Below are 20931 nucleotides of genomic sequence, written 5' to 3'. Positions count from 1 at the left end.
GACGCGGGAGCGTCCAACGCTAATATCTGCTTTCCACCCAAAGCAGACATCCAGCCCGAAATATCTCTCCTACAGCCCCCGCATCTGCCATTCCGTCCGGGATGGCGACGTCTAGCTCACTCAAGACGATCGGGTATGAAGGTGACGGAGGTCACAAGAGTCACGCGAAGATCAGCGATCAAGGTCAAGCGAGTCAACTTGGGCGAGCGCGTGAGTGCGACCTTTCGGACCTTTCTCGGCACTCGTGGAGGGAATCAGCGCGTCTTCTCTCCTTCCTCTCCTTCCAGAGCGAACGCCATCACCATCGGCCCGAGCGCGGCGAAGCTGTCCATGCGGTGGTTGACAGGGTCCCACAGCGAACTCACCGAGCCATCGAAGTAGAGCGCGTTGCGGCACTTCAGCCCGTCGCGGAAGAAACGGGCGAACTTGCCGAAGCTCACCGCGTCCTCGCTGATAACGAAGACCAGCGTGCCGTCCGGAGCGATGCCGACGCCGTTGCGGACGAAGCGGGAGCGGCCGTCGGGCTCGAACGCCGGGTGGAGCTTGCCGTCGATCACCAGCATCGGCCCGGACTGGGTGGCGAAGGCGATGTCCGCGGCCGGCTCGAAGGCGGCGCTGGTGACGATCTCCGCCTTGCCGCCCTCGCGAACCAGGAACACGCCGTTGGGCAGCAGGTGAAAGTTACCGCCGCCCTCCCGCCGGTTGATCGGGTGCAGTTCGCGCCCGTGCTCGATAAGCAGGCCGATCGCTCGACCGTCGGCGTCGAACATGCCGGCGTTCATGGCGAAGCGGACCCGCCCGGCGTCGTGTCCAAGCACATGCTCCAGCGCCGCGAAGCTGCGGAAAGGACGGCCGTCGCGCCCTGCCGTCCGGACCTCCACACGGGCGCGGGGATCGCGGCAGACGGTAAAGCGGCTGCCCTCGAATAGCATCTGCCGGCACCGACTGTCGGCGGCTCTCGCGGAGTCGTCGGCCGGTGCGGAGTCCGCCTTGCGGCAGGCGGCCAGCAGGAGGAGGAGGGCGACGATCAGCTTCATCGCCGAAACGTGGCGGCTTCAGCCCAGGTTGTCGATGCCCAGTTCGCCCAGCTTGCGGTACAGGGTCGAGCGTCCAATTCCCAAGCGCCGGGCGACCTCCGTCATCTTGCCTCGGTAATGGCCGATCGCCAGCCGGATCACATCCGCCTCGATCTCCTCCAGCGTACGCAGGTGACCGTCGCTCTGGAACAAGGTGATCGCCGGCGCACCGGCTACGGCCGCGTCCTGCGAAGCCTTGCTAAGCTCGGGAGGGAAGTCCTGCGAACGACCGGAGAAGCGAGACTGGATCGCGATGTGCGGGAAATCCTGTCCGGTCAGCGCCGCGCCCTGGCACTGCAGCGCAGCGCGAAACAGCACGTTCGAAAGCTGGCGGACGTTGCCCGGCCAGCCGTAGCGCATCAATACCGCGAGCGCGTCATTGGCGATCGAGAGCGGCGGTATGCCGGGCTGCCCGGCGATCCGGGCAAGCAGGTGCCGCGCAAGGGCAGGGATGTCGCCGCTACGCTCACGCAGCGGCGGAACTGGCACCACCGTGCCCGAGAGCCGCTGGGCCAGCCCCGAATGGAACTGTTCGCCGAGAAAGCTTCCGGAGGTTGCGATCACGCGCACGTCGACCGAGTGGCTGCCGTTGCACCCGACTGGGCGCACTTCACCCGTTGCCAGCACCCGGTCGAGCATGGCCTGGGTCTCGGCCGGGAGGCTGCCGACCTCATGGAGCAGCAAGGTCCCGCCATCGGCCTCGACCAGCTTGCCGACCCGCTCGGCGAAGGCGCCGGGAAAGGCGCCGGCAACGTGACCGAACAGCTCGGAGTCGATGATGTTCGCAGGGACGGCTTTGCAGTCGATCTGGTGAAACGACCCGCGCGCCCGTTGCGAGGCTGCATGAACGCCGCGGGCGATCGTCTCCTTACCGGTTCCGGGCTCACCGACGATCAGCAACGGCAGCCGGTGACGCGCTGCCTTTGCGGCAACCGCCAGGGCCGCGCGGAACTTGGGGGCGGCGCCGACCAGTTCTTCCAGCGCCAATGCCGGCGCTAGCTTCTCAGACAAGGGTGCGAGTTCGCCTGCCGCGCGCCGGCGGTCCGCGTTGACCGACAATGCTCCGAGCAGCCGTTCGGGAGCGACCGGGCGCGACAGGAAGTCGGAAGCGCCAGCGCGCATGGCTTCAACGGCTTGGGCGATCGAGCCGCTCTCCGCCAGAACGATGATCGGCAGACCTGGACGATCGACCCGAAGTGCCCGCACCAGCGCGGGACCGTTCACCGAATCCCAGCCGCCGATCAGCACCGCCCTGATCTCATGCCCGTGCGGGCCGCTCAGCAGCTCGGTCGCCTCGCTCATCCCAGGAGCACCGAGCGTGTTCCATCCTGCTCGGCTGGCCGTCGCGGCGACCAGGCGGCGCTCGGCGGCATCGGCATCGACCAGCAGCAGGAAACGAATGGTATCGGCGCGCATGCCGCTGAGATAGCCGCAGTCGGTAAAGATGGACTTAAGGGCTTGGGGTCGGCCGAGCGGCTTGTTATGGCGGAGCCCGCGATATTCCAGTTCGGGGAGGCACATGGCGGACCAGATCAATAACAATGGGGGCGGCGAGGTCGATTTCAGGCACCACGCCCGCGATTATTCCCTTATGATCAAGCTGCTGAAATACGGCGCGATCATCTCCTTTGTGATCGCACTGCTCGTGCTGATCATCATCTCGAGCTGAACGCACGGCATTGAAGATCGCGGTTCTTGCCGAAACGGCATCCGGTGAGACCCGGGTCGCGGCAATCCCGGAGACGGTGAAGAAGTTCATCGCGCTGGGTGCCGAGCTCGCGGTCGAGGAGGGCGCCGGACTCGCGGCGGCGATCACCGATGCCGAGTTCGCGGCGGCCGGCGCCATTACCGGGCCGCGATCCGCGGTGCTGGCGGGAGCCGACATCATTCTCAGCGTGAGCGGACCGGAAGCTGTAACCCTGGCGGGCGCGGCGCCAGGGGCGATATTGGTCGGGGCGCTCGACTCAATCCGCCGGGGTGACGCCATCCAAGCCTATGCCGCGGCCGGGCTCCAGGCTCTCTCCCTTGAATGGATGCCGCGGATCACCCGTGCGCAGTCGATGGACGTGCTGTCCTCCCAGTCCAACCTCGCCGGCTACAAGGCGGTGATCGACGGGGCGGCCGCGTACGGGCGGGCGTTCCCGATGATGATGACCGCGGCCGGGACGATCAGTCCCGCCCGGGTGTTTGTCATGGGGGTCGGGGTCGCCGGGCTGCAGGCGATCGCGACGGCGCGGCGGCTTGGCGCTCAGGTCAGCGCGACGGACGTCCGTTCCGCGACGAGGGAGCAAATCCAGTCACTCGGAGCCAAGCCGGTCTTCGTGGAGGATGTGGCGGGGATCGAAGGCGAGGGCCAGGGCGGCTACGCGACCGAGACGTCGGCCGAGTATCAGCGCGCTCAGGCCGAGCTGGTGTCCGGGCACATCGCCAAGCAGGACATCGTGATCACCACGGCGCTGATCCCCGGCAAGCCGGCACCGAGGCTCATCTCCGACACCCAGATCGCCTCCATGCGTCCCGGCAGCGTTCTTGTGGATCTGGCCGCGGATGCCGGCGGCAACGTGGAAGGAACCGTAGTCGGCGAGCGGGTGCAGAAGCACGGCGTCACGATCCTGGGCGCCGTAAATCTGGCGCGCAGCCTGCCCGCCGACGCATCCGCCTTGTTCGCCCGCAACGTTTACAACTTCCTGTCGGCGTTCTGGGATAAGGAACTGGGCGGGCCGGTTCTCCCGGACGATGACGAGATCGTTCGCGGCATTCGAGTGACCAAGGATGGTGTGATCGTCAACGAACGGCTGCTGGCAGCTCGGCCGACTGCCTGAGCAAGACCAGCGCTTCGTTTTATCGAATGTTATTCGCCGATCAGGTGTAGCCCGATCTCCCGGCGCGATGGGCGTTGGCGATGCTCGAACAGGTAGATGCCTTGCCAGGTCCCGAGCCATAGCCGGCCGTCCTGAAGCGGGATGCCGAGGTGCGTCTGGGTGAGCGCCGTGCGCAGGTGCGCGGGCATGTCGTCTGGGCCTTCCTCGTCATGCTCGTAGGCGGCGGACTCCGGAGCGATGCGGGCGAAGTAACGCTCCAGATCGCGGCGGGCCGCCGGCGCGGCGTTCTCCTGAATCAGCAAGGAGGCAGAGGTATGATGGCAGAAGACGGTCAGCAGACCGGAGGAAAAGCGCTCCTCGTTTGTCCAGCTGGCGATCCGGTCGGTAATGTCGAACAGCCCGGCCGCGGGCGCAACGACCTCAAGCAGGCCCCATACTTGTTTCATCGCAGTAACTTAGCCCCAAAACACTAGCGCGCCAGCCGTAGGGCCAGCGCGCTTCATGTTCGGCACTCTAAAAGATTCGGTAACAGCCGGTGATGTTCAGCGGCTCCAGCCGCAGCCCAAAAGCCAGTTCCAGAAAGTCACCTTTGCCGTACCTTGTCTCACTTTAGCCATGCCGTATCTCCCTGTTGCGCACAGCATTGATTCGCGCTGCAACACGGGCACGTTAACCTTAATCGATACGGTTAGCAAATGATTAGGGATGTTCTTTAGGCAACTCTCCTGCCAGTGCGCATTTGCAGGTGCTGAACCAGTTCGCGAACGCCCATCGGTCGGCCGATCGCATAACCTTGGGCCACGTCGCACTTCAGTTCAGCGAGCTGGTCGAGCAACGCCCTGTCCTCCACGCCTTCGGCAACTACGGTACGGCCAAGGGAATGTGCCAAAGCGATCGTTGACTCGACCATGATCAGATCGGAGCGGTTATGCCGCATCGCCTTCACGAACGTTTGATCGATCTTGATCTCGCTTGCTGGTACTTTCCGGAGATACTCGAGGGTCGAGAGCCCAGTGCCATAATCGTCGATGGCGATCCTGATGCCGGCTGCCCGGAGCGCTTCGAGCACGGCGGGGCCGCTGGTGGAGCTTTGCAGAGCTTCGGTTTCGGTCAGCTCGAGCGTCAGCCGCTCCGGAGCAAGGCCGTGGGTGCGCAGGAGGCGCTGAACGCGATCCACGAGGCCCTTGTCGTTCATCAGGCGGGCCGAGATGTTGACGGCCACCGTGAACTGCAGACCGCGTCGGTTGATTGCGGCAGCGGTGGCAATGGCGCGGTCGAGAACGAAGTCGGTAAGCTTGCCGATGCGGCCCTGCTGTTCGGCGGCGGCGATGAACTCTACCGGCGAGATCGGTCCTTTCGTCGGATGCGTCCACCGCGCCAGGGCTTCGGCACCCATGATGCACCGCCGGCGAAGGTCGAGCTGCGGCTGGTAAGCGACCCAGACTTCGCCATTGTCGATCGCGGCATCCAGCTGCCCTAGCAAGGACAGGCGCCAGCCCACCTCCTCCTGTCGGGAGGGGTCGTGATACTTCCATTTGAGACCCTCGTCCCAAGCTTCATCAGCCGCCACAAGAGCGCTGCCGAGACGGTTCTGCAGGGCGCGCGCGCTGCCCAGCTCGACGCCGAAGGTCACCGCAGCGTCGATGGTTTGGCCGCCTACGTTCAAGGGCGACCGGAACAAGGCGTGCAGCGCCTCCAGGTGGTTCGCCAGCGGCGCTCCGGGATCCACGAACCAGGCGAAGATGCCTTCGTCCCCTTGATAGATGCGCGCATCAGCGCCGCCGGCAACCGTCAGCCGTTGCACTAGCTGCTGGGTAAGCGCCGCTTCCTCGTTCGGGCCGAGCGTGGATGCAATTTCCGCATAGTTGTGGATGCGGGCTGCCACCAAGGCTTGGCCGTCGACCGCACGTTCGGCGCGCAAGGCAGCGAGATTGGGCAGGCCAGAAAGGCTGTTGATGAGGCCACCGCTTTGCCAGCGCAACCAAGCCAAGCGACTTGCAACGATAAGAAGCGCGAACAAGGCTGGGGTGACGTCGACGAAGATGAGGTTGGCTTCGAGCACGGCCGGGCCAAACAGCAGCAGCAGTGCCGAGCTGCCGAGGAGAACTGCCGTGCGATGTCCTTTGGTTCGGAGCGAAGCAAAGCCGGCAACAGCCAAGCCAATCAGCCATGCTGGCACGAAGCCCAGGTTGAGGGGCGATCCCCGGGTCAAGGTCTCGGCGCCGATGATGTGGACCATTGCGCTCGCCATCCGGCCTTGACCCGGTATCCAATACTCCTTGCCGATCTGGTCGGTGAACGCGCTCACCACGACCTGCTTGCCGTTCAGCAAGTCCGGCCTGACGCGACCTGCAAGGACATCGCTTGCCCGCACATAGGGCACGGTCTTCGGATCGATGGAATAATCCAGCCGGTAATCGCCTCGCACAAGGTCTGGTTTCCCGGCGATGGCGGCTGACAGGCTTGGCAGAGGGAGGCCCTGGACCGGCGCGGAATACGGCAAGCGCCACACGGCATTCTGATAGTTGTAGAAAAGCGAAACACTGGCCACTTTGGCGTGATCAATGAACATCGGCATCGGCAGGGCTGCGATCAGCTTGCCCGTCTGCGGGCCAACTCTGGTGCGAGCCGACATTGTCACGCGGCCCGAGCGGGCAATCGCGTCAGCTAAGATCCGATCGTTGTAAGGATCGGTGGGGCTCTCGTGCAGTGTCTCCACGAAGATGTTGCGCGCGCCAAGCTCGGTCGCAGTAGCTATGAGCTGTGCATTTCGCGCACGTGGCCAAGGCCATTCGCCGACGTCGCGCAAGCTGGCATCATCGATGCCGACCAGAACGATATCGCCGCTGGCTTCGGTTCTATGCAGCGAATTGCGAGCTACCCGCGCTTGGTCCTCGAGGATCTCGCCCAAGCCGAGAAAGCCGAAAAGCAGGGAGGCGACGGCCGTCCAGAGCAGCAGCTTGCGCGGCTGCCGGGAGGGGGCGTCCTTCGCACGTGGCTTGCTCAAGCGCATCTCGGGTTGGCTATCGAAGAAAAAGGTTATCAAAGTGGAAACCCTTTCTTGGTGAATCGCCTTGTTCGCAGTTTGCGGCGCACTCGACAGGCAGATGGGCGCACGCCAAGGTGCGCAGCGAACCCACGGGCGGAGGTAAGCCTTGGACCTGATCTCGATAGTTTCGATCTTCGTACTCGCCTGCTTCGTCGGCTACTTCGTGGTTTGGTCGGTTACTCCGGCACTGCACACGCCGCTGATGGCGGTGACCAACGCGATCTCTTCCGTGATCATCGTCGGAGCGCTGATCGCCGCGGCGGCGGCTGGTAGCGCCCTGGCCAAGTGGCTCGGCCTGCTCGCCGTGGTGCTCGCCAGCATAAATATCTTCGGCGGCTTCGCGGTGACCAGCCGCATGCTGGGAATGTACAAGAAGAAGGAGCGCAAGGATGCCTGAGGCGGTGCACGAACAGCCCGCCTGGGTGTTGCTCGCCTACCTGGCTGCGGGCGTGTGCTTCATCCTAGCCCTGCGCGGGCTGTCGCACCCGGAAACGAGCCAGCGCGGCAACCGGCTCGGCATGATCGGCATGGCGATCGCCGTGGTGACCACGCTGGTCACGCATCTTCCCTCGACCGCGAGCTTACCTCGGGACATGCTGTTCGGAAACGACGGTGTCGACTGGATCACCCTCGCTCAAATCCTCGGCGCTGTCGCTCTCGGCGCCGCCATCGGCCTCGCGACTGCGCGTCGCATCGCAATGACGGCGATGCCCCAGCTCGTCGCCGCCTTTCACAGCCTCGTGGGCTTGGCCGCAGTGCTGGTCGGGGCGGCCGCCTTCCTCAACCCCGAAGCGTTCGGGATCGCCGCCCGCATCACGCCGATCGCCAGCCCCTCGTTCCTCAGCATCGACCCGGTCAGCCGCATCGAGCTGGGCCTCGGTGTTGCGATCGGCGCCATTACCTTCTCGGGCTCGGTCATCGCCTTCCTCAAGCTCAACGGCAACATGGGCGGGGCGCCGATCCTGCTGCCCGGGCGGCACCTCATCAACCTCGGTACGCTCGCCGCCATTCTCGGCCTGATCGCCTACTTCACCGTCGACCAGAGCCCGTGGGTGTTCTGGACGGTGACGGCACTGAGCTTCGCCATCGGCTTCCTATTGATCATCCCTATCGGCGGCGCCGACATGCCGGTGGTCGTGTCGATGCTGAACAGCTACTCGGGTTGGGCCGCGGCGGCGATGGGGTTCACGCTGCACAACAGCGCCATGATCATCACCGGGGCGCTGGTCGGAAGCTCGGGCGCGATCCTCAGCTACATCATGTGCCGCGCGATGAACCGCAGCTTCCTGTCCGTGATCGCGGGCGGCTTCGGCGCCGTCGCGAGCAGTGGCGGCGGGGAGGTCATCGACCGTCCCTACAAGCGTGGCTCGGCCGAGGACGCGGCGTTCCTGATGAAGCAGGCCGACCAGGTGGTCATCATCCCCGGCTACGGCATGGCGGTGGCGCAGGCCCAGCACGCCCTGCGGGAGATGGCCGACCAGCTCAAGGCCGAGGGCGTGCGTGTTAAATATGCCATCCACCCCGTCGCCGGCCGCATGCCCGGGCACATGAACGTACTGCTGGCGGAGGCCAACGTGCCTTATGACGAGGTGTTCGAGCTGGAGGACATCAACTCGGAGTTTGCCCAGACCGACGTCGCCTTTGTGATCGGCGCCAACGACGTCACCAATCCCGCGGCTAAGACCGACAAGACCTCGCCCATCTACGGCATGCCGGTGCTGGACGTGGAAAAGGCGCGCACCGTGCTGTTCATCAAGCGCAGCATGGGCGGGGCCGGCTATGCCGGCGTCGACAACGAGCTCTTCTACCGCGACAACACGATGATGCTGCTCGCCGACGCCAAGAAGATGGTTGAGGAAGTGGTCAAGGCACTGGGATAGGTCCCCGAGGAGCTATACCCTTGACCATTGTCAAGGCTGTCGGCCGAGCCTCGTCCGGCCCGCCCGTCGTTTCGCGGCAACACTCCGGCGCGTTATCAACTGTTTTGCTTGCTCAGCCCCCGCGAATGCTTGCCGAGCCTCGCGAGATGGTGAATGAGCTCCTGATAAGAGGGTTGGGTAAAGCTCTCGAACAACAATCGTTTCTGGGTTGAAGCCCCCAGCCGGTCGCCGGTGCGGGGCGTACGGGTAAGGGGAACTAGGGTGCGCAAGCTGGGCATCATCGGTGGGGCGAGCTGGTCCTCCACCGTCTTGTATTACGAGCAGATCAATCGTGCGGTTGCCGCACGGCTGGGCGGGCTGCACAGCGCTCGGCTGGTTATCGAGAGCCTCGATTTCGAGAGCGACTACGCGGCCTATCACCGCAGCGGCGACTGGGCCGGGGCGGACCGAGTGATCGCCGGCGCGGCCGAGCGGCTGAAGGCGGCAGGTGCAGAAGGTCTGCTGTTGGCTTCAAACACGATGCACAAGAATGCCGAGGCGGCGCAGCAGGCTTCCGGGCTGGCCTTGGTGGACATCCGCCAGGCAACGGCCGACCGGCTGCAGGCTGAGGGGCGCACCCGCGTCGCCCTGCTGGGCACCCGCTTCACCATGACCGAAGCTTGGGCCCGCGAGCACTATGAGAAGCGCGGCATCGCCGTTTGCGAGCTCCTGCCGGAATGGCGGGCGGAGGTGGACCGGATCATCTACGAGGAGCTGGCAGCCGGCCGGGTGGTGCGCGACAGCCAGCGCAAGCTCAAGACGCTGATCACTGAGCTGCAGAAGCAGAAGGTGCAAGCTATCGTGCTAGGCTGCACCGAGCTGGTGATGGCGGTCGACGTTCGCGCCAACGTGCTTCCGGTATATGACACCACTGCTATCCACGCGCGTGCCGCCGTCGAGTGGATGCTGGAAGAGGCTGAAGAGGCGAGGGCAGCGGCCTAGCGTTGGCCAGCTTGCGTGCCGCTCCGTGCGGCCTAAGTACGAAGCATGAATCGCACCCCCGCCGACCGCCCGGAGCACCCCCGAGCGACTGAGCGCTTCAACGAGGACCAGGCTACCTATACGGTCCGGGGCACCGACGCCCCGGACTTGGAGGCGGGGGTCGCGGCGATCCGCAACGTAGTGAAAACCCTTCCGGCGAGGCCCGGCGTGTACCGGATGCAGGATGCCAAGGGCGACGTGCTGTACGTCGGCAAGGCCCGGGCGCTGAAGCAGCGGGTGACGAACTATACGCAGGTCGCGCGGCTGTCGAAGCGGCTGCAGCGGATGGTCGCGCAGACCCGCTCCATGACGGTGGTCACCACCCGCACCGAAGCCGAGGCGTTGCTGCTAGAGGCGCAGCTGATCAAGCGCTTCAGACCACCTTACAACGTGCTGCTGCGCGACGATAAGAGCTTCCCGTTCATCCTGCTACGCGAGGATCATCAGTTCCCGCGGGTGCAGAAGCATCGCGGCGCACGGCGCATCAAGGGCCAGTATTATGGACCCTTCGCCAGCGCGGGCTCCGTCACCCGCACGCTCAATGCGCTGCAGAAGCTGTTCCTGCTCAGGAGCTGCTCCGACAGCTTTTTCCAGAACCGCTCGCGACCTTGCTTGCTGTACCAGATCCGCCGCTGCTCGGCGCCATGCGTCCAGCGCATCGACCCGGCGCATTACGCGGAACTGGTCGAAGACGCCAAGAACTTTCTCACCGGCAAGTCGACCAATGTGCAGACGCGCCTCAGCAAGCTGATGGCCGAGGCGGCGGAGAAGCATGATTACGAGCTCGCCGCGGTCTACCGCGACCGGTTGCGGGCGCTGACCTTCATTCAGGGCAGCCAGACAGTGCATGCGGAAGGGCTCGGCGATGCCGACATCTTTGCGCTCGCTTGCAAGGCCGGGCAGATGTGCATTCAAGCCTTTTTCATCCGCGGCGGGCAGAACTGGGGCCATCGCGCCTTCTTCCCTGCGCATACCAGCGACGTGCCGGAAGCTGAGGTTCTCGCGAGCTTCCTAGTGCAGTTCTACGAGGACATGCCGCCGCCCAAGCGCATCCTGGTCGACCGCGACCTGCCGGAGCCCGAGCTGATCGCTGAGGCCCTTTCCGAGCGCGCCGAACGCAAGGTGCTGATCGAACGCCCGCAGCGCGGCGACCGGCGCAAGCTGATGGACCAGGCGACCCGCAATGCCGAAGAGGCGCTCGAGCGGCGCATGGCCGAGAGCACCACTCAGGGTAAGCTGCTGCGCGAACTCGCGGATACCTTTGAGCTGCCCGACGTGCCCAAGCGGATCGAGGTCTACGACAACAGCCACATCATGGGGACCAATGCGACCGGTGCGATGATCGTCGCCGGCCCGGAAGGCTTCCGCAAGAACAGCTACCGCAAGTTCAACATCAAGTCGGGGATCACGCCTGGCGACGACTTCGGCATGATGAAAGAGGTGCTCGAACGGCGTTTTGCCCGGCTGGAGAAGGAGGACCCGGACCGGCAGGGTGGCGAGTGGCCGGACCTGCTGCTGATCGACGGCGGCCGCGGCCAGCTCAACGCGGTAATGGAGATCTTGGAAGACGCGGGGGTCCACGATGTGCCGGTGGTCGGCGTGGCCAAGGGACCGGACCGCAACGCCGGACGCGAAGTATTTCACCTGCCCAACGGCCGCGAGGTGACCTTCCCGCCGAACAACGCGCTGCTGTTCTACCTGCAACGGTTGCGTGACGAGGCCCACCGCTTCGCCATCGGCACGCATCGGGCCAAGCGGGCCAAAAGCCTGACCACTTCGACGCTGGACGAGGTTCCGGGGATCGGTCCCAATCGCAAGCGGGCGCTGCTGATGCACTTCGGCACGGCGCGGGCAGTCAAGGGGGCGGCGCTTGACGATCTTGAGCGGGCGCCTGGGATCAGCAAGGGGACTGCGCGGCAGCTCTACGACTATTTCCATCCCAACGGATGAGACTGACCACTCCCGCCATCGTCCTCGGGCTCCGCTCGCACGGGGAACATGGCGCAGTGGTGCGGCTGCTTACGCCCGAGCATGGGCTGCAGGCCGCCTACGTACGCGGCGCGCGCGGGCGGCGGATGCGGCCGGTGCTAATCGCGGGCAATCTGGTAGAGGCACAGCTCGTCTCGCGAACGGACACCCAGCTGCCGCAGGCGATCGTGGAGCTCACTCACAGCCGCGGATCCTTGCTGGGCGAACCACTCCCGGCTGCAGCCATCGAGTGGGTTGCCGCCCTGACCGCCGCCGCATTGCCGGAACAGCAGCCCTACAGGCACATCTACTCCGGCCTGGCAGGACTGCTCGAGGCCATCGAAGCGGCACCAACCGCGGCAGGCTGGGCGGCGGCACTGGTCCGGTTCGAACTGTTGCTGTTGGCGGAGCTGGGCTTCGGCCTGGACCTCAGCGAATGCGCGGCGAGCGGGCGCACCGACCAGCTGGTGGCGGTCAGCCCGCGCTCAGGCCGGGCGGTCAGCGCCCCAGAAGCGGAACCCTACGCCGGTCGGCTGCTAACGCTGCCCCCGTTCGTACTCGCAGGCGGTCCGGCAAGTTGGGTGGACACCTTGGACGGGCTGGCGCTCTCCGGACACTTCCTGGCGCGCGATATCCTGACTGACCGGGCGGAGCCGCTGCTGGAAGCGCGCTCCCGCCTGCTTGATCGCTTGCGTCGGGCGGCCGGGCTGGCCTAGCGTTCCCGCCATGGCCATTTCCGACACGCTGGCGGTGCTTTTCCCGCATGAGGCCGAGACTCGCGGGATCATCGTTCGGGTGGCGGTCAGCTATCTTGCCGAACAGTCGGCGCCGGCCAGCGGTCGCTGGTTCTGGTCCTATCACATCCGAGTCGAGAACGAGGGGCCCAAGTCCGTCCAGTTGTTGTCACGCTATTGGCTGATCGCCGACGGCCGCGGCGCTGTGCACGAGGTGCGGGGCGAGGGGGTTGTGGGCGAGATGCCGCTGATCGCGCCCGGGGCCAGCTTCGACTATGTCTCGGGCTGCCCGCTGGCGACGCCGACCGGCTCCATGCACGGCAGCTACCGGATGGTCGACGAAGACGGCGAGGCCTTTGATATCGCCATTCCCAAGTTCGCGCTGATCGGGCCGGTCTGAGGCACGGTCTCTTGCACCTCTTCACCATCGGCTACGAGGCGGCCACCGTTGCCGATTTCCTTGCAGCGCTGAAGAATGCTGGCGCCGAACAGGTTATCGACGTTCGCGCACTTCCGCTTTCGCGGCGGCCGGGCTTCTCCAAGACCCCGCTGAAAAGCGCACTGGGCGAGGCCGGGATCGGCTACGTCCACCTGCGCGCGCTCGGTACCCCGGCGGCGGGGCGGGAGGCGGCGCGCAAGGGCCGACAGGCGGAGCTGGAGCGCATCTACTCGGGCCAGCTGGAGCTACCGGAAGCGATCGCCGCGGGCGCGCAGATGCTGGAACTGGCCGCGGAAAAGCCGAGCGCGCTGCTGTGCTACGAACGGGAGCCGGCTTGCTGTCACCGCAATCTTCTGGTGAGGTGGGTGGCCCCGCAAGCCAGGGTCACCCACCTGTTCGCCTGATCAAACGTCCGCGGGCTCGGACGCCTTGGTCTCGCTGACGATCAGCGCCTCGATGTCGGGAATCGGACGGCCGCTCATCTCCTTGTTGATGGAGCAGACAACCCGCTTCTCGACCTCCTTGTGCAGTTCCTTGCGCAACACGCCCAGCGCCTTGGGCGGAGCGATGATGCACAGGTGCTGGAAGTCGTTCTTAAGCGCCCGCATGCGCAGGTTCTCAGCCGCTTCCTTGACCCAATTGTCTTCTTCCTGCTGCTTGAAGTCGGTCTCTTCCATCGATGGTCGGCCCATGCCGGCACTGGTCGATGCGGTGCCCTGCGCGTCGGTCTTGATCTCCCGATTGTAATCGGCGTCGTCGCGCTCGTCGTGCGCTTCCGTGCGCAGGTCGATCTGGTTCTCATCGCCTTGGTTGCGGAAGAACAGCATCTTTCGGCCGTCGATGACGAGGACAAGTGCGCTGTTGGGAATGGGCATTCGGGTCTCCTTCTTGCCATAGTAGAACGAGACCCGCTGCTGCCGCGTTCCGCTACTCGCCGCTCGGCTCGTCGCTGTTGGCGTCCTCCAGGCCCGGGTCAACCGGCTTGTCGAGCTCCTGCTCGCCGGTTGTGGCGCCATCGTCCGGCGCCAGTTCGTCCGCCAGCGTTTCAACCTCGACCTCGTCGCTTTCGTCGATCTTGGCGACGCTCACCACATGCTCAGCGTCGGCCACGCGGAAAATGGTCACGCCCTGCGTGTTGCGGCCGGCGATGCGGATGGAGCCGACCGTGGTGCGGATCATCTTGCCCTGGTCGGTCGCCAGCATGATCTGCTCGCCCGGCTTCACCGGGAAGCTCGCGACGACCCGGCCGTTGCGGGCGGAAGTGTCGATGTTGGTGATACCTTGGCCGCCCCGGTTGGTGCGGCGGTATTCGTAGGCGCTGGTGCGCTTGCCGTAGCCGTTCTCGGTGACAGTCAGGATGAACTGCTCACCCTCGGCCATCTCGGCGATCCGCTCGGCGGGCAGGGTGCAGTCGGTGCCCTCCCGGTCGCGCCACGGCGGGCAGCGGAGATAAGCCTCGCGTTCCTCCTGGGTGGTGCCCACCCGGTGGAGGATCGACATGGAAATGACCTCGTCATCCCCGAGCAGCCGGACGCCGCGCACGCCGGTCGAGGTGCGGCTCTGGAATTCGCGCACATCAGTCGACATGAAGCGGATCGCCTTGCCGTTGCGGGTGGCGAGCAGCACGTCGTCCTCTTCGCTCAGCAGCGATACGCCGATCAGCCGGTCGGTCACGTCCTCGCCTTCGCCCTCCTCGGCGACTCCGAAGCGCATGGCGATCTTGCCGGCGGTCGGCACGTTGCGAAACGCGTCCATGCTGTTGCGCCGAACGGTGCCATGGGCGGTCGCGAACATCAGGTGGAGGTCGCCCCAGCTCTCCTCATCCTCGGGCAGCGGCAGGACGGTGGTGATGACCTCGCCCGTCGCCAGCGGCAGCAGGTTGACCATCGGCCGCCCACGCGCGGTCGGCCCGCCCTCGGGCAGACGCCACACCTTCATGCGGTAGACGCGGCCGAGGTTGGAAAAGAACAGTACCGGATTGTGGGTCGAGGTCACGAACAGGTTGGTGACCGCGTCCTCGTCCTTGGTGCTCATGCCCGAGCGGCCTTTGCCGCCGCGGCGCTGCTCGCGGAACAGGGCGAGAGGCGTGCGCTTGATGTAGCCCGTCATGGTGACGTTGACGACCATCTCCTCGCGCTCGATCAGGTCCTCGTCGTCGATCCCGTCGGCTGCGGCGGCAATCTCCGTCATCCGCGGCGTGGCGAACTCCCGGTCGACCTCGTCCAACTCCTCGCGCATCACTTCGTACAGGCGGGCGCGGTTGCCGAGGATCTCCAACAGCTCGCCGATCGTGCGGGCCAGGCCTTCTAGCTCGCCGCCGATCTCGTCGCGGCCGAGCGCGGTCAGGCGGTGGAGGCGCAGCTCCAAGATCGCCTTCACCTGCGCTTCGGACAGCCGGTAGGTCTCGCCGAGCGCCTGCGGCTCGACCGCCTCCACCAGCTGGATGTAAGCCCGGATCTGGTCGCCGGGCCACTCGCGTTGCAGCAGCTTCTCACGCGCTTCGGCGGGAGAGGCGGAGCCGCGGATCAGGCGCACGACCTCGTCGAGGTTGGTGACCGCGATCACCAGTCCGAGCAGGATATGAGCCCGGTCCCGCGCCTTGGCCAGCTCGAACTTGGAGCGGCGGGTGATCACCTCCTCGCGGAATTTGACGAAGCTCTCGATAATGTCGCGGAGCGTTAGCGTTTCCGGGCGGCCACCGCGGATCGCCAGCATGTTGGCGGGGAAGGAGCCCTGCGCCGGGGTGTGCCGCCACAGCTGGTTGAGCACCACTTCAGGCGTGGCGTCGCGCTTGAGCTCGATGACCACCCGCACGCCCTCGCGGTTGGACTCGTCGCGGATGTCGCTGACGCCCTCCACCCGCTTGTCTTTCGCCGCTTCGGCGATCTTCTCTACCAGCGCGTTCTTGCCCTGCTGATAGGGGATGGCGGTCAGCACGATCGAGCGCCGGTCGCCGCGGACTTCCTCGATCTTGTAGCGGCTGCGCAGGACAATCGAGCCGCGGCCGCTGGTGTAGGCACTGCGGATGCCCGCGGTGCCCAGAATAATGGCGCCCGTCGGGAAATCCGGTCCCTTGACTTGCTCCATCAAGCCTTCGGAGGTGACCGTCGGATCGTCGATGTAGGCCCGGCACGCAGCGATGACCTCGCCCAGGTTGTGCGGCGGGATGTTGGTCGCCATCCCCACCGCGATGCCGCCCGCGCCGTTGACCAGCAGGTTGGGAAAGCGCGCGGGAAGCACCTGCGGCTCGCGCTCGCTGGCGTCATAGTTCGGCTGAAAGGTGACGGTGTCCTTGTCGATGTCGCCCAGCAGGAAGTTGGCGACCCGCGCCAGCCGCGCTTCGGTGTAGCGCATGGCCGCGGGCGGATCGGGGTCCATCGACCCGAAGTTGCCTTGGCCGTCGATCAGCGGCACGCGCATCGACCAGTCCTGGGTCATGCGCGCGAGCGCGTCGTAGATCGCGCTGTCGCCGTGCGGATGGTATTTACCCATGACGTCGCCGACGATGCGGCTCGACTTGCGGTATGGTCGCCCGGCGACGTACCCGGCTTCCTGGCAGGCGTGGAGGATGCGGCGGTGCACCGGCTTCAGCCCGTCGCGCACGTCAGGCAGCGCGCGGCTGACGATCACCGACATGGCATAATCGAGGTAGCTGGTCTTCATCTCCTCGACGATGGATATGGGGGCAATCGCGTCGCTGCTCGGGGTTTCCGCCGGCGGTTGGGTGGCCAAGAAGCTATCCTGTTCTGTTAATCTGATGGGCGCGGAGCCCGTTCGGAGCGGCCTAGCAGCCCGCGCGTACGCGCGCGAGAGGAAAGGCGGTCACCCGCGGACGTAGAGCGGCTTGTTGGGGGTGGAGCCTTCGGCTTCGAACCGCCAGCCGTCCGCATCGAAGAAGCGCAGGGCAGCAGGATCGGTGATCCGTTCCTCACAGACCCAGCGGGCCAAGGTACCGCGCGCAACCTTGGCCGTGAAGCTCTGGAACTGCATGCCTTTGGCGGTGCGGACCCGGAAGTCGGCCGCGATGACCCGCACGCCGCGGCGCGGCAGGTGCGGCCGGACCGCTGCATAATATTCGTTGCTAGCGAGATTGAGGATGGTGCCGGAACCCTCTTGCTTAAGGTCGGACAGCACCGCCTTCATCACCTTGGTCCCCCAATGATCGGTCAGCTTGTCAGCTTTGGGTGCCCACTTCGTTCCCATCTCAAGCCGGTAGGGCCGAATGGCATCGAGCGGCCGGAGCACACCGTACAGGCCGGACAGGATGCGCAGGTGCTCCTGGGCGAAGCCGATGGCATCTTCGTTCAGGCTCGAGGCATCGAAGCCGCGATACACATCGCCGGCAAAGGCGCGGATGGCCGGGCGTTCCTCGGCTTGTGCGAAGTTCTTGAACCGCGCGGCGTTCAATGCCGCGAGCTTGGGCGAGATGTGCATCAGTTCGGCCAGCCGCTCGGGCCCGAGCTTGGCCGCGGCGCGCGCGATCCTGTTGGCTTCGGCGGCAAAGCGGGCTTCGGTCGGGCGTTCCGCATAGGGGCTGTCGAGGTCGAGCGTCTTGGCGGGTGAAAGAAGGATAATCACGGCAAGGCGCTAGCAGTGCTGCTCCGCCTGCGTCAAAGCGAGGGCTCACGGGGGAACGGGAGCAAGCCCCTGTTCCCCGAGCAGGTAGAGCGTGCCGGAGTAACACCACCGCTTGCTCTTGTGTCATTACGGGATAGTTAACCTGCAGGTCATTTATTCTTACATAACGGCGCGCTTACAAGCTGCGCTGAACATCATCCCCGCGCACGAGGCACCATCTGCGGTTCGACGATCGCCTGTCCACGGTACTTGCCCTGTCCGCCGACGCCCCGCGCGACCGCGCGGTGCAGTGGCGCCAGCTGGTCGAGCTCGTCGCGCGTGGAGCAGGCACCTCCGACCCGGCGCTGCTCGATCGTGCCCTGGAGCGGATCGCCGTCCTGTCCAGCGAAGTGCCGGACGCCGTACGCTTGGCCGCTGCCAAGGCGATCGCCGGGCCGGGGGTGCCGCGCGCGCTGCTCGCCGTCTTCCTTGATCGGCCTGAAGTCGCCGCCCCCTTGCTGGCGGCTGCCCAACTCGACGACCTCGACTGGGCCGAGCTGCGCGAGAAGGCCGCTCCGCAAGTGCAAGAGCTGATGAGCGCGCAGCGCTCAGACAGGCGGGATGAAGGAGCAGCGAAGACCGGTCTCGCCGAGCTGTCGGTTGCGGAAGCAAGGCAAGCGCCTGCCGCGCCGAGCAACGCCGACCCTCCGGGCTTGTTTCGCTGGGAGTGCGGGCCGACCGGCGAGATCGACTGGATCGAAGGCGCCGCACGGGCGGCCCTGATCGGACGTTCGCTGGCCGAGGATTTCGGGCAGCGCTTCGCCGCGCGGCTGCCGTTCAAGGATGAAGCCTTGGTGATCGCCCGGGAAGGCGAGATGGCGGGGGAGTGGCGGTGGAGCGGCACGCCGGCCTTCTTCCCCGACACCGGCCGCTTTGCCGGCTATCATGGTTCGGCGCGGCGGGGGCCCGACGAAGAGACCGGCGCCGGCGAACCGCCCGTTGAAGCCCCGTCGCTCGACAGCGATCACCTCCGTGAGCTGATCCATGAGCTTCGTACACCGCTGAACGCGATCATCGGCTTTGGCGAAATCATCGAGGGCCAGATCCTGGGTCCTGCCCATCGCGCCTATCGCGATCGCGCGGCCGAGATCGTCCGCCAGGCGCGGCGGCTGGTGGCGGCGGTCGACGATCTGGATCTTGCCGCCAAGTTGCAGTCGGGTCGCCTCGACGGAGAAGACGCAAGCTCTCTCGCCGAGCTGCTGGCCGACGTCGCGCAAGCGCTGGAACCCGCCATGGCTGCCAAGCGGGTCAGGCTGACGGTCGAGCCGACGGGACGGACTGTTCGGACTGCCCTTCGCCACGATCTCGCCACGCGCTTGCTGAACCGCTTCGTGGACGCCGTGCTCGGCGCAGTTACCGAAGGCGAGGAGCTCAGTTTGCGCGCCCAGCGCCAGGCCCGGCTGATCGCGGTATCCTTGGATCGACCCAGGGCCTTGCGGGGAGTGGGCGAGCAGGAGCTCTTGGATCCGACGTTCGATGCTGGCGCTGACTCCGGGCTGGGCACCGGCTTTGCATTGCGGCTGGTCAGAGGACTGGCGATCGTCGCCGGGGGACGATTGGACATCACGGCCGACCGGCTCAGTCTGCACTTGCCGGCCGCACGCAGTTGAGTGGTGGGCCCGGAGGGATTCGAACCCCCAACCTGGCCGTTATGAGCGGCTGGCTCTACCATTGAGCTACAGGCCCCGGCATCGCGGATAGCGTCGCGGCGGCGCTGCGCCAAGGGATGTCGAGTTTGCCGTGCGATGCTAAGGGAAAGCATGTCCCCGAAGACCGCGCCACGCCTGGAAGACTTCGCGCTGTTCGCCGAAGCCTGCGCGGCGCTTACCCTTGCGAGCCTGGCCGTGCGCTTCTGGCCGTTTCGCTGGATCGTGGCAAGCACCCGGATCGGGGCCGGCCGCCAGACCGCTCTCGATCCCGCGCCAATCGCGCTTGCCGTCCGCAGGGCGTCCCGCCGGCTGCCGTGGCGGATCGTCTGCTTCCAGGAAGGCCTGGCGACGCACTGGATGCTCCGGGGGCGAGGAGGGGCGGCTCAGCTGCATTATGGCGTCAGGAGCGATGCCGACCGTCTATCTGCCCATGTCTGGGTGAGTTTGTGGGGGCAGCCGGTGATCGGGGAAGAGCAGGCCGATCCGCACCGCTGCGTAGCCACTTTCCCGACGCCGCCGCTGGACGCTTGAGCAGCCGCTTCCTATAGCCCGGAGCTACCGCGGGCGGGGCGAAAGACGTGTTCCCTTACTGGTTGCTGTTCGCCTTTTTTGCCGTTGGCGCCTTGCTTTCGCGGAGTGCGCCCCAGCAGCCCGTGCCGCTGAGCTCCGGCGCCGCTCCGGTCGCCGAACCCGCCCGGCCCCATCCTTCATTGATGCTGCTGCTCGGCGCCATGCTGATCGCGCTGCTGGTGGGTCTTCGTTACCGCGTGGGTGCGGATTGGAACACCTACGAGTTCTACTTCGAATGGGCGAGCTATGCCTCGCTCAGCCGGGTGCTGCAGCTGAGCGACCCTGCCTACCAGTTGCTGAACTGGAGCGTGCAGCACCTCGGCGGCGAGATGTGGGGCGTCAATCTCCTGTGCGGCCTGATCTTCAGCTGGGGCTTGTGGCAGTTCGCCCGCGTGCAGCCGGAACCGTGGCTCGCCGTGCTGGTGGCTGTGCCTTATCTCACCGTAGTGGTGGCCATGGGCTACTCGCGGCAGGCGGTCGCCATCGGGATCCTGATGGCCGGGCTGGCGGCTCTCGGGCGAGGCGCGTCGGTCATCAGGTTCGCGCTGTATGTCGGCTTGGCCGCCCTGTTCCACCGAACCGCCATTGTCGTCCTGCCACTGGTGATCTTCGCCGGCGAACGCAACCGCTTGCTCAACTTCATCGCCGGTGGCGCCATGTTCCTGCTCCTCTACGACGCACTGCTGGCAGAATCAGTCGATACGTTGGTCAAGAACTACCTCGTGGCCGAGTACAACTCGCAAGGTGCGGCGATCCGAGTTGGAATGAGCCTGCTGCCGGCGCTCATGTTCCTCGCCGCTCCACGGCGCTTTAACTTCCCGAGCCAGGAGGAACGCTTGTGGCGCATGTTCTCCTATGCGGCGATCGGCTTTCTCGTCCTGCTGCTGCTGCTTCCCTCCAGCACCGTGGTGGATCGGCTGGCGTTGTACATCTTCCCGCTTCAGCTCGCCGTCCTGTCGCGGCTGCCCCTCGCGCTGGGCAGCGAGGGGCTGGGGCGCCTGCTCGTGATCGCCTACGCCTTTCTGGTGCAATTCGTATGGCTGAACTTCGCGGCACATGCCGAATATTGGATCCCCTATCGCCTGTTTCCCATGTGAGCGCGGAAGC

Annotated in this window: 19 protein-coding genes and 1 tRNA gene; 12 read left to right on the top strand and 8 right to left on the bottom strand. The window is 65.8% G+C overall.

What is annotated here, in order from left to right; all coding sequences use genetic code 11:
• Positions 1-254: 254 nt before the first annotated feature.
• Positions 255-1037 (bottom strand): phosphodiester glycosidase family protein, encoded by a 783-nt coding sequence (locus QZX62_RS11075; RefSeq protein WP_294174443.1) that lies wholly within the window; start codon positions 1035-1037, stop codon positions 255-257.
• A gap of 18 nt (positions 1038-1055) precedes the next feature.
• On the bottom strand, positions 1056-2492 hold the full coding sequence (locus QZX62_RS11070; RefSeq protein WP_294174452.1) for a sigma-54 dependent transcriptional regulator: 1437 nt from the start codon (positions 2490-2492) through the stop codon (positions 1056-1058).
• A gap of 103 nt (positions 2493-2595) precedes the next feature.
• On the opposite strand from QZX62_RS11070, the gene QZX62_RS11065 reads away from it, so the two are divergent.
• Positions 2596-2745: an aa3-type cytochrome c oxidase subunit IV gene (locus QZX62_RS11065; RefSeq protein ID WP_294174442.1), complete on the top strand. Its 150-nt coding sequence runs from the start codon at positions 2596-2598 to the stop codon at positions 2743-2745.
• Between the two features lie 10 nt (positions 2746-2755).
• On the top strand, positions 2756-3898 hold the full coding sequence (locus QZX62_RS11060; protein WP_294174440.1) for an NAD(P) transhydrogenase subunit alpha: 1143 nt from the start codon (positions 2756-2758) through the stop codon (positions 3896-3898).
• Between the two features lie 29 nt (positions 3899-3927).
• On the opposite strand, the gene QZX62_RS11055 is transcribed toward QZX62_RS11060, so the two are convergent.
• Positions 3928-4344, bottom strand: a complete 417-nt coding sequence (locus QZX62_RS11055; protein WP_294174437.1) for a secondary thiamine-phosphate synthase enzyme YjbQ — start codon at positions 4342-4344, stop codon at positions 3928-3930.
• A gap of 266 nt (positions 4345-4610) precedes the next feature.
• The gene (locus QZX62_RS11050) at positions 4611-6911 is read right to left on the bottom strand and encodes an EAL domain-containing protein (protein WP_294174435.1); all 2301 of its coding nucleotides are present in this window, start codon (positions 6909-6911) and stop codon (positions 4611-4613) included.
• Between the two features lie 142 nt (positions 6912-7053).
• Between QZX62_RS11050 and QZX62_RS11045 the strand changes: the two genes are divergently transcribed.
• From QZX62_RS11045 to QZX62_RS11015, 7 genes are all read left to right on the top strand, one after another.
• Positions 7054-7344: an NAD(P) transhydrogenase subunit alpha gene (locus tag QZX62_RS11045; protein ID WP_294174434.1), complete on the top strand. Its 291-nt coding sequence runs from the start codon at positions 7054-7056 to the stop codon at positions 7342-7344.
• The gene (locus QZX62_RS11040) at positions 7337-8827 is read left to right on the top strand and encodes an NAD(P)(+) transhydrogenase (Re/Si-specific) subunit beta (RefSeq protein WP_294174433.1); all 1491 of its coding nucleotides are present in this window, start codon (positions 7337-7339) and stop codon (positions 8825-8827) included. The genes QZX62_RS11045 and QZX62_RS11040 overlap by 8 nt, the downstream gene beginning before the upstream one ends.
• Positions 8828-9088: 261 nt before the next feature.
• Positions 9089-9808, top strand: coding sequence for an amino acid racemase (locus QZX62_RS11035; RefSeq protein WP_294174432.1), 720 nt, complete (start codon positions 9089-9091; stop codon positions 9806-9808).
• A gap of 45 nt (positions 9809-9853) precedes the next feature.
• Positions 9854-11797, top strand: a complete 1944-nt coding sequence (gene uvrC, locus QZX62_RS11030; RefSeq protein ID WP_294174431.1) for an excinuclease ABC subunit UvrC — start codon at positions 9854-9856, stop codon at positions 11795-11797.
• Positions 11794-12531 carry a DNA repair protein RecO gene (recO, locus tag QZX62_RS11025; protein ID WP_294174429.1) on the top strand — a complete coding sequence of 246 codons (738 nt, stop codon included), beginning with the start codon at positions 11794-11796 and terminating at the stop codon, positions 12529-12531. Before uvrC ends, recO begins: the two co-directional genes overlap by 4 nt.
• Positions 12532-12559: 28 nt before the next feature.
• On the top strand, positions 12560-12949 hold the full coding sequence (gene apaG / locus QZX62_RS11020; RefSeq protein ID WP_294174450.1) for a Co2+/Mg2+ efflux protein ApaG: 390 nt from the start codon (positions 12560-12562) through the stop codon (positions 12947-12949).
• A gap of 11 nt (positions 12950-12960) precedes the next feature.
• The gene (locus QZX62_RS11015; RefSeq protein ID WP_294174427.1) at positions 12961-13392 is read left to right on the top strand and encodes a DUF488 family protein; all 432 of its coding nucleotides are present in this window, start codon (positions 12961-12963) and stop codon (positions 13390-13392) included.
• Here QZX62_RS11015 and QZX62_RS11010 read toward each other — a convergent pair whose 3' ends face one another.
• The 3 genes from QZX62_RS11010 to QZX62_RS11000 all read right to left on the bottom strand — a co-directional run bounded on the left by QZX62_RS11010 (position 13393) and on the right by QZX62_RS11000 (position 17566).
• Positions 13393-13863, bottom strand: a complete 471-nt coding sequence (locus QZX62_RS11010) for a host attachment family protein (protein ID WP_294174424.1) — start codon at positions 13861-13863, stop codon at positions 13393-13395. It lies immediately after the preceding gene.
• Positions 13864-13915: 52 nt separating this feature from the next.
• Positions 13916-16720, bottom strand: a complete 2805-nt coding sequence (gene gyrA / locus QZX62_RS11005) for a DNA gyrase subunit A (RefSeq protein ID WP_294174423.1) — start codon at positions 16718-16720, stop codon at positions 13916-13918.
• 90 nt (positions 16721-16810) lie between these two features.
• On the bottom strand, positions 16811-17566 hold the full coding sequence (locus QZX62_RS11000) for a YaaA family protein (protein ID WP_294174422.1): 756 nt from the start codon (positions 17564-17566) through the stop codon (positions 16811-16813).
• A 284-nt stretch (positions 17567-17850) separates the two neighbouring features.
• On the opposite strand from QZX62_RS11000, the gene QZX62_RS10995 reads away from it, so the two are divergent.
• The gene (locus QZX62_RS10995) at positions 17851-19215 is read left to right on the top strand and encodes a HAMP domain-containing sensor histidine kinase (protein ID WP_294174421.1); all 1365 of its coding nucleotides are present in this window, start codon (positions 17851-17853) and stop codon (positions 19213-19215) included.
• A 1-nt stretch (position 19216) separates the two neighbouring features.
• On the opposite strand, the gene QZX62_RS10990 is transcribed toward QZX62_RS10995, so the two are convergent.
• Positions 19217-19291, bottom strand: a tRNA-Ile gene (locus QZX62_RS10990).
• Positions 19292-19365: 74 nt separating this feature from the next.
• Here QZX62_RS10990 and QZX62_RS10985 point away from each other — a divergent pair.
• On the top strand, positions 19366-19785 hold the full coding sequence (locus QZX62_RS10985) for a lasso peptide biosynthesis B2 protein (RefSeq protein WP_294174420.1): 420 nt from the start codon (positions 19366-19368) through the stop codon (positions 19783-19785).
• 122 nt (positions 19786-19907) lie between these two features.
• Positions 19908-20921, top strand: a complete 1014-nt coding sequence (locus tag QZX62_RS10980; protein ID WP_294174419.1) for an EpsG family protein — start codon at positions 19908-19910, stop codon at positions 20919-20921.
• The last annotated feature ends 10 nt before the right edge of the window (positions 20922-20931 follow it).

It is taken from the genome of uncultured Sphingomonas sp. (assembly GCF_902806265.1).
Classification (GTDB): domain Bacteria; phylum Pseudomonadota; class Alphaproteobacteria; order Sphingomonadales; family Sphingomonadaceae; genus Sphingomicrobium.
Note: the sequence above shows the minus strand (reverse complement) of the source record. Positions and strands in the feature narration are given on the sequence as shown.

Bases quoted from the DNA above. Each gene is read 5' to 3' on its own strand.
- QZX62_RS11040 (WP_294174433.1), top strand. From the start codon at position 7,337: ATGCCTGAGGCGGTGCACGAACAGCCCGCCTGGGTGTTGCTCGCCTAC.
- QZX62_RS11065 (WP_294174442.1), top strand. From the start codon at position 2,596: ATGGCGGACCAGATCAATAACAATGGGGGCGGCGAGGTCGATTTCAGG.
- QZX62_RS11075 (WP_294174443.1), bottom strand. From the start codon at position 1,037: ATGAAGCTGATCGTCGCCCTCCTCCTCCTGCTGGCCGCCTGCCGCAAG.
- QZX62_RS11055 (WP_294174437.1), bottom strand. From the start codon at position 4,344: ATGAAACAAGTATGGGGCCTGCTTGAGGTCGTTGCGCCCGCGGCCGGG.
- QZX62_RS11050 (WP_294174435.1), bottom strand. From the start codon at position 6,911: ATGCGCTTGAGCAAGCCACGTGCGAAGGACGCCCCCTCCCGGCAGCCG.
- QZX62_RS10985 (WP_294174420.1), top strand. From the start codon at position 19,366: ATGTCCCCGAAGACCGCGCCACGCCTGGAAGACTTCGCGCTGTTCGCC.
- recO (WP_294174429.1), top strand. From the start codon at position 11,794: ATGAGACTGACCACTCCCGCCATCGTCCTCGGGCTCCGCTCGCACGGG.
- uvrC (WP_294174431.1), top strand. From the start codon at position 9,854: ATGAATCGCACCCCCGCCGACCGCCCGGAGCACCCCCGAGCGACTGAG.
- QZX62_RS11010 (WP_294174424.1), bottom strand. From the start codon at position 13,863: ATGCCCATTCCCAACAGCGCACTTGTCCTCGTCATCGACGGCCGAAAG.
- QZX62_RS11070 (WP_294174452.1), bottom strand. From the start codon at position 2,492: ATGCGCGCCGATACCATTCGTTTCCTGCTGCTGGTCGATGCCGATGCC.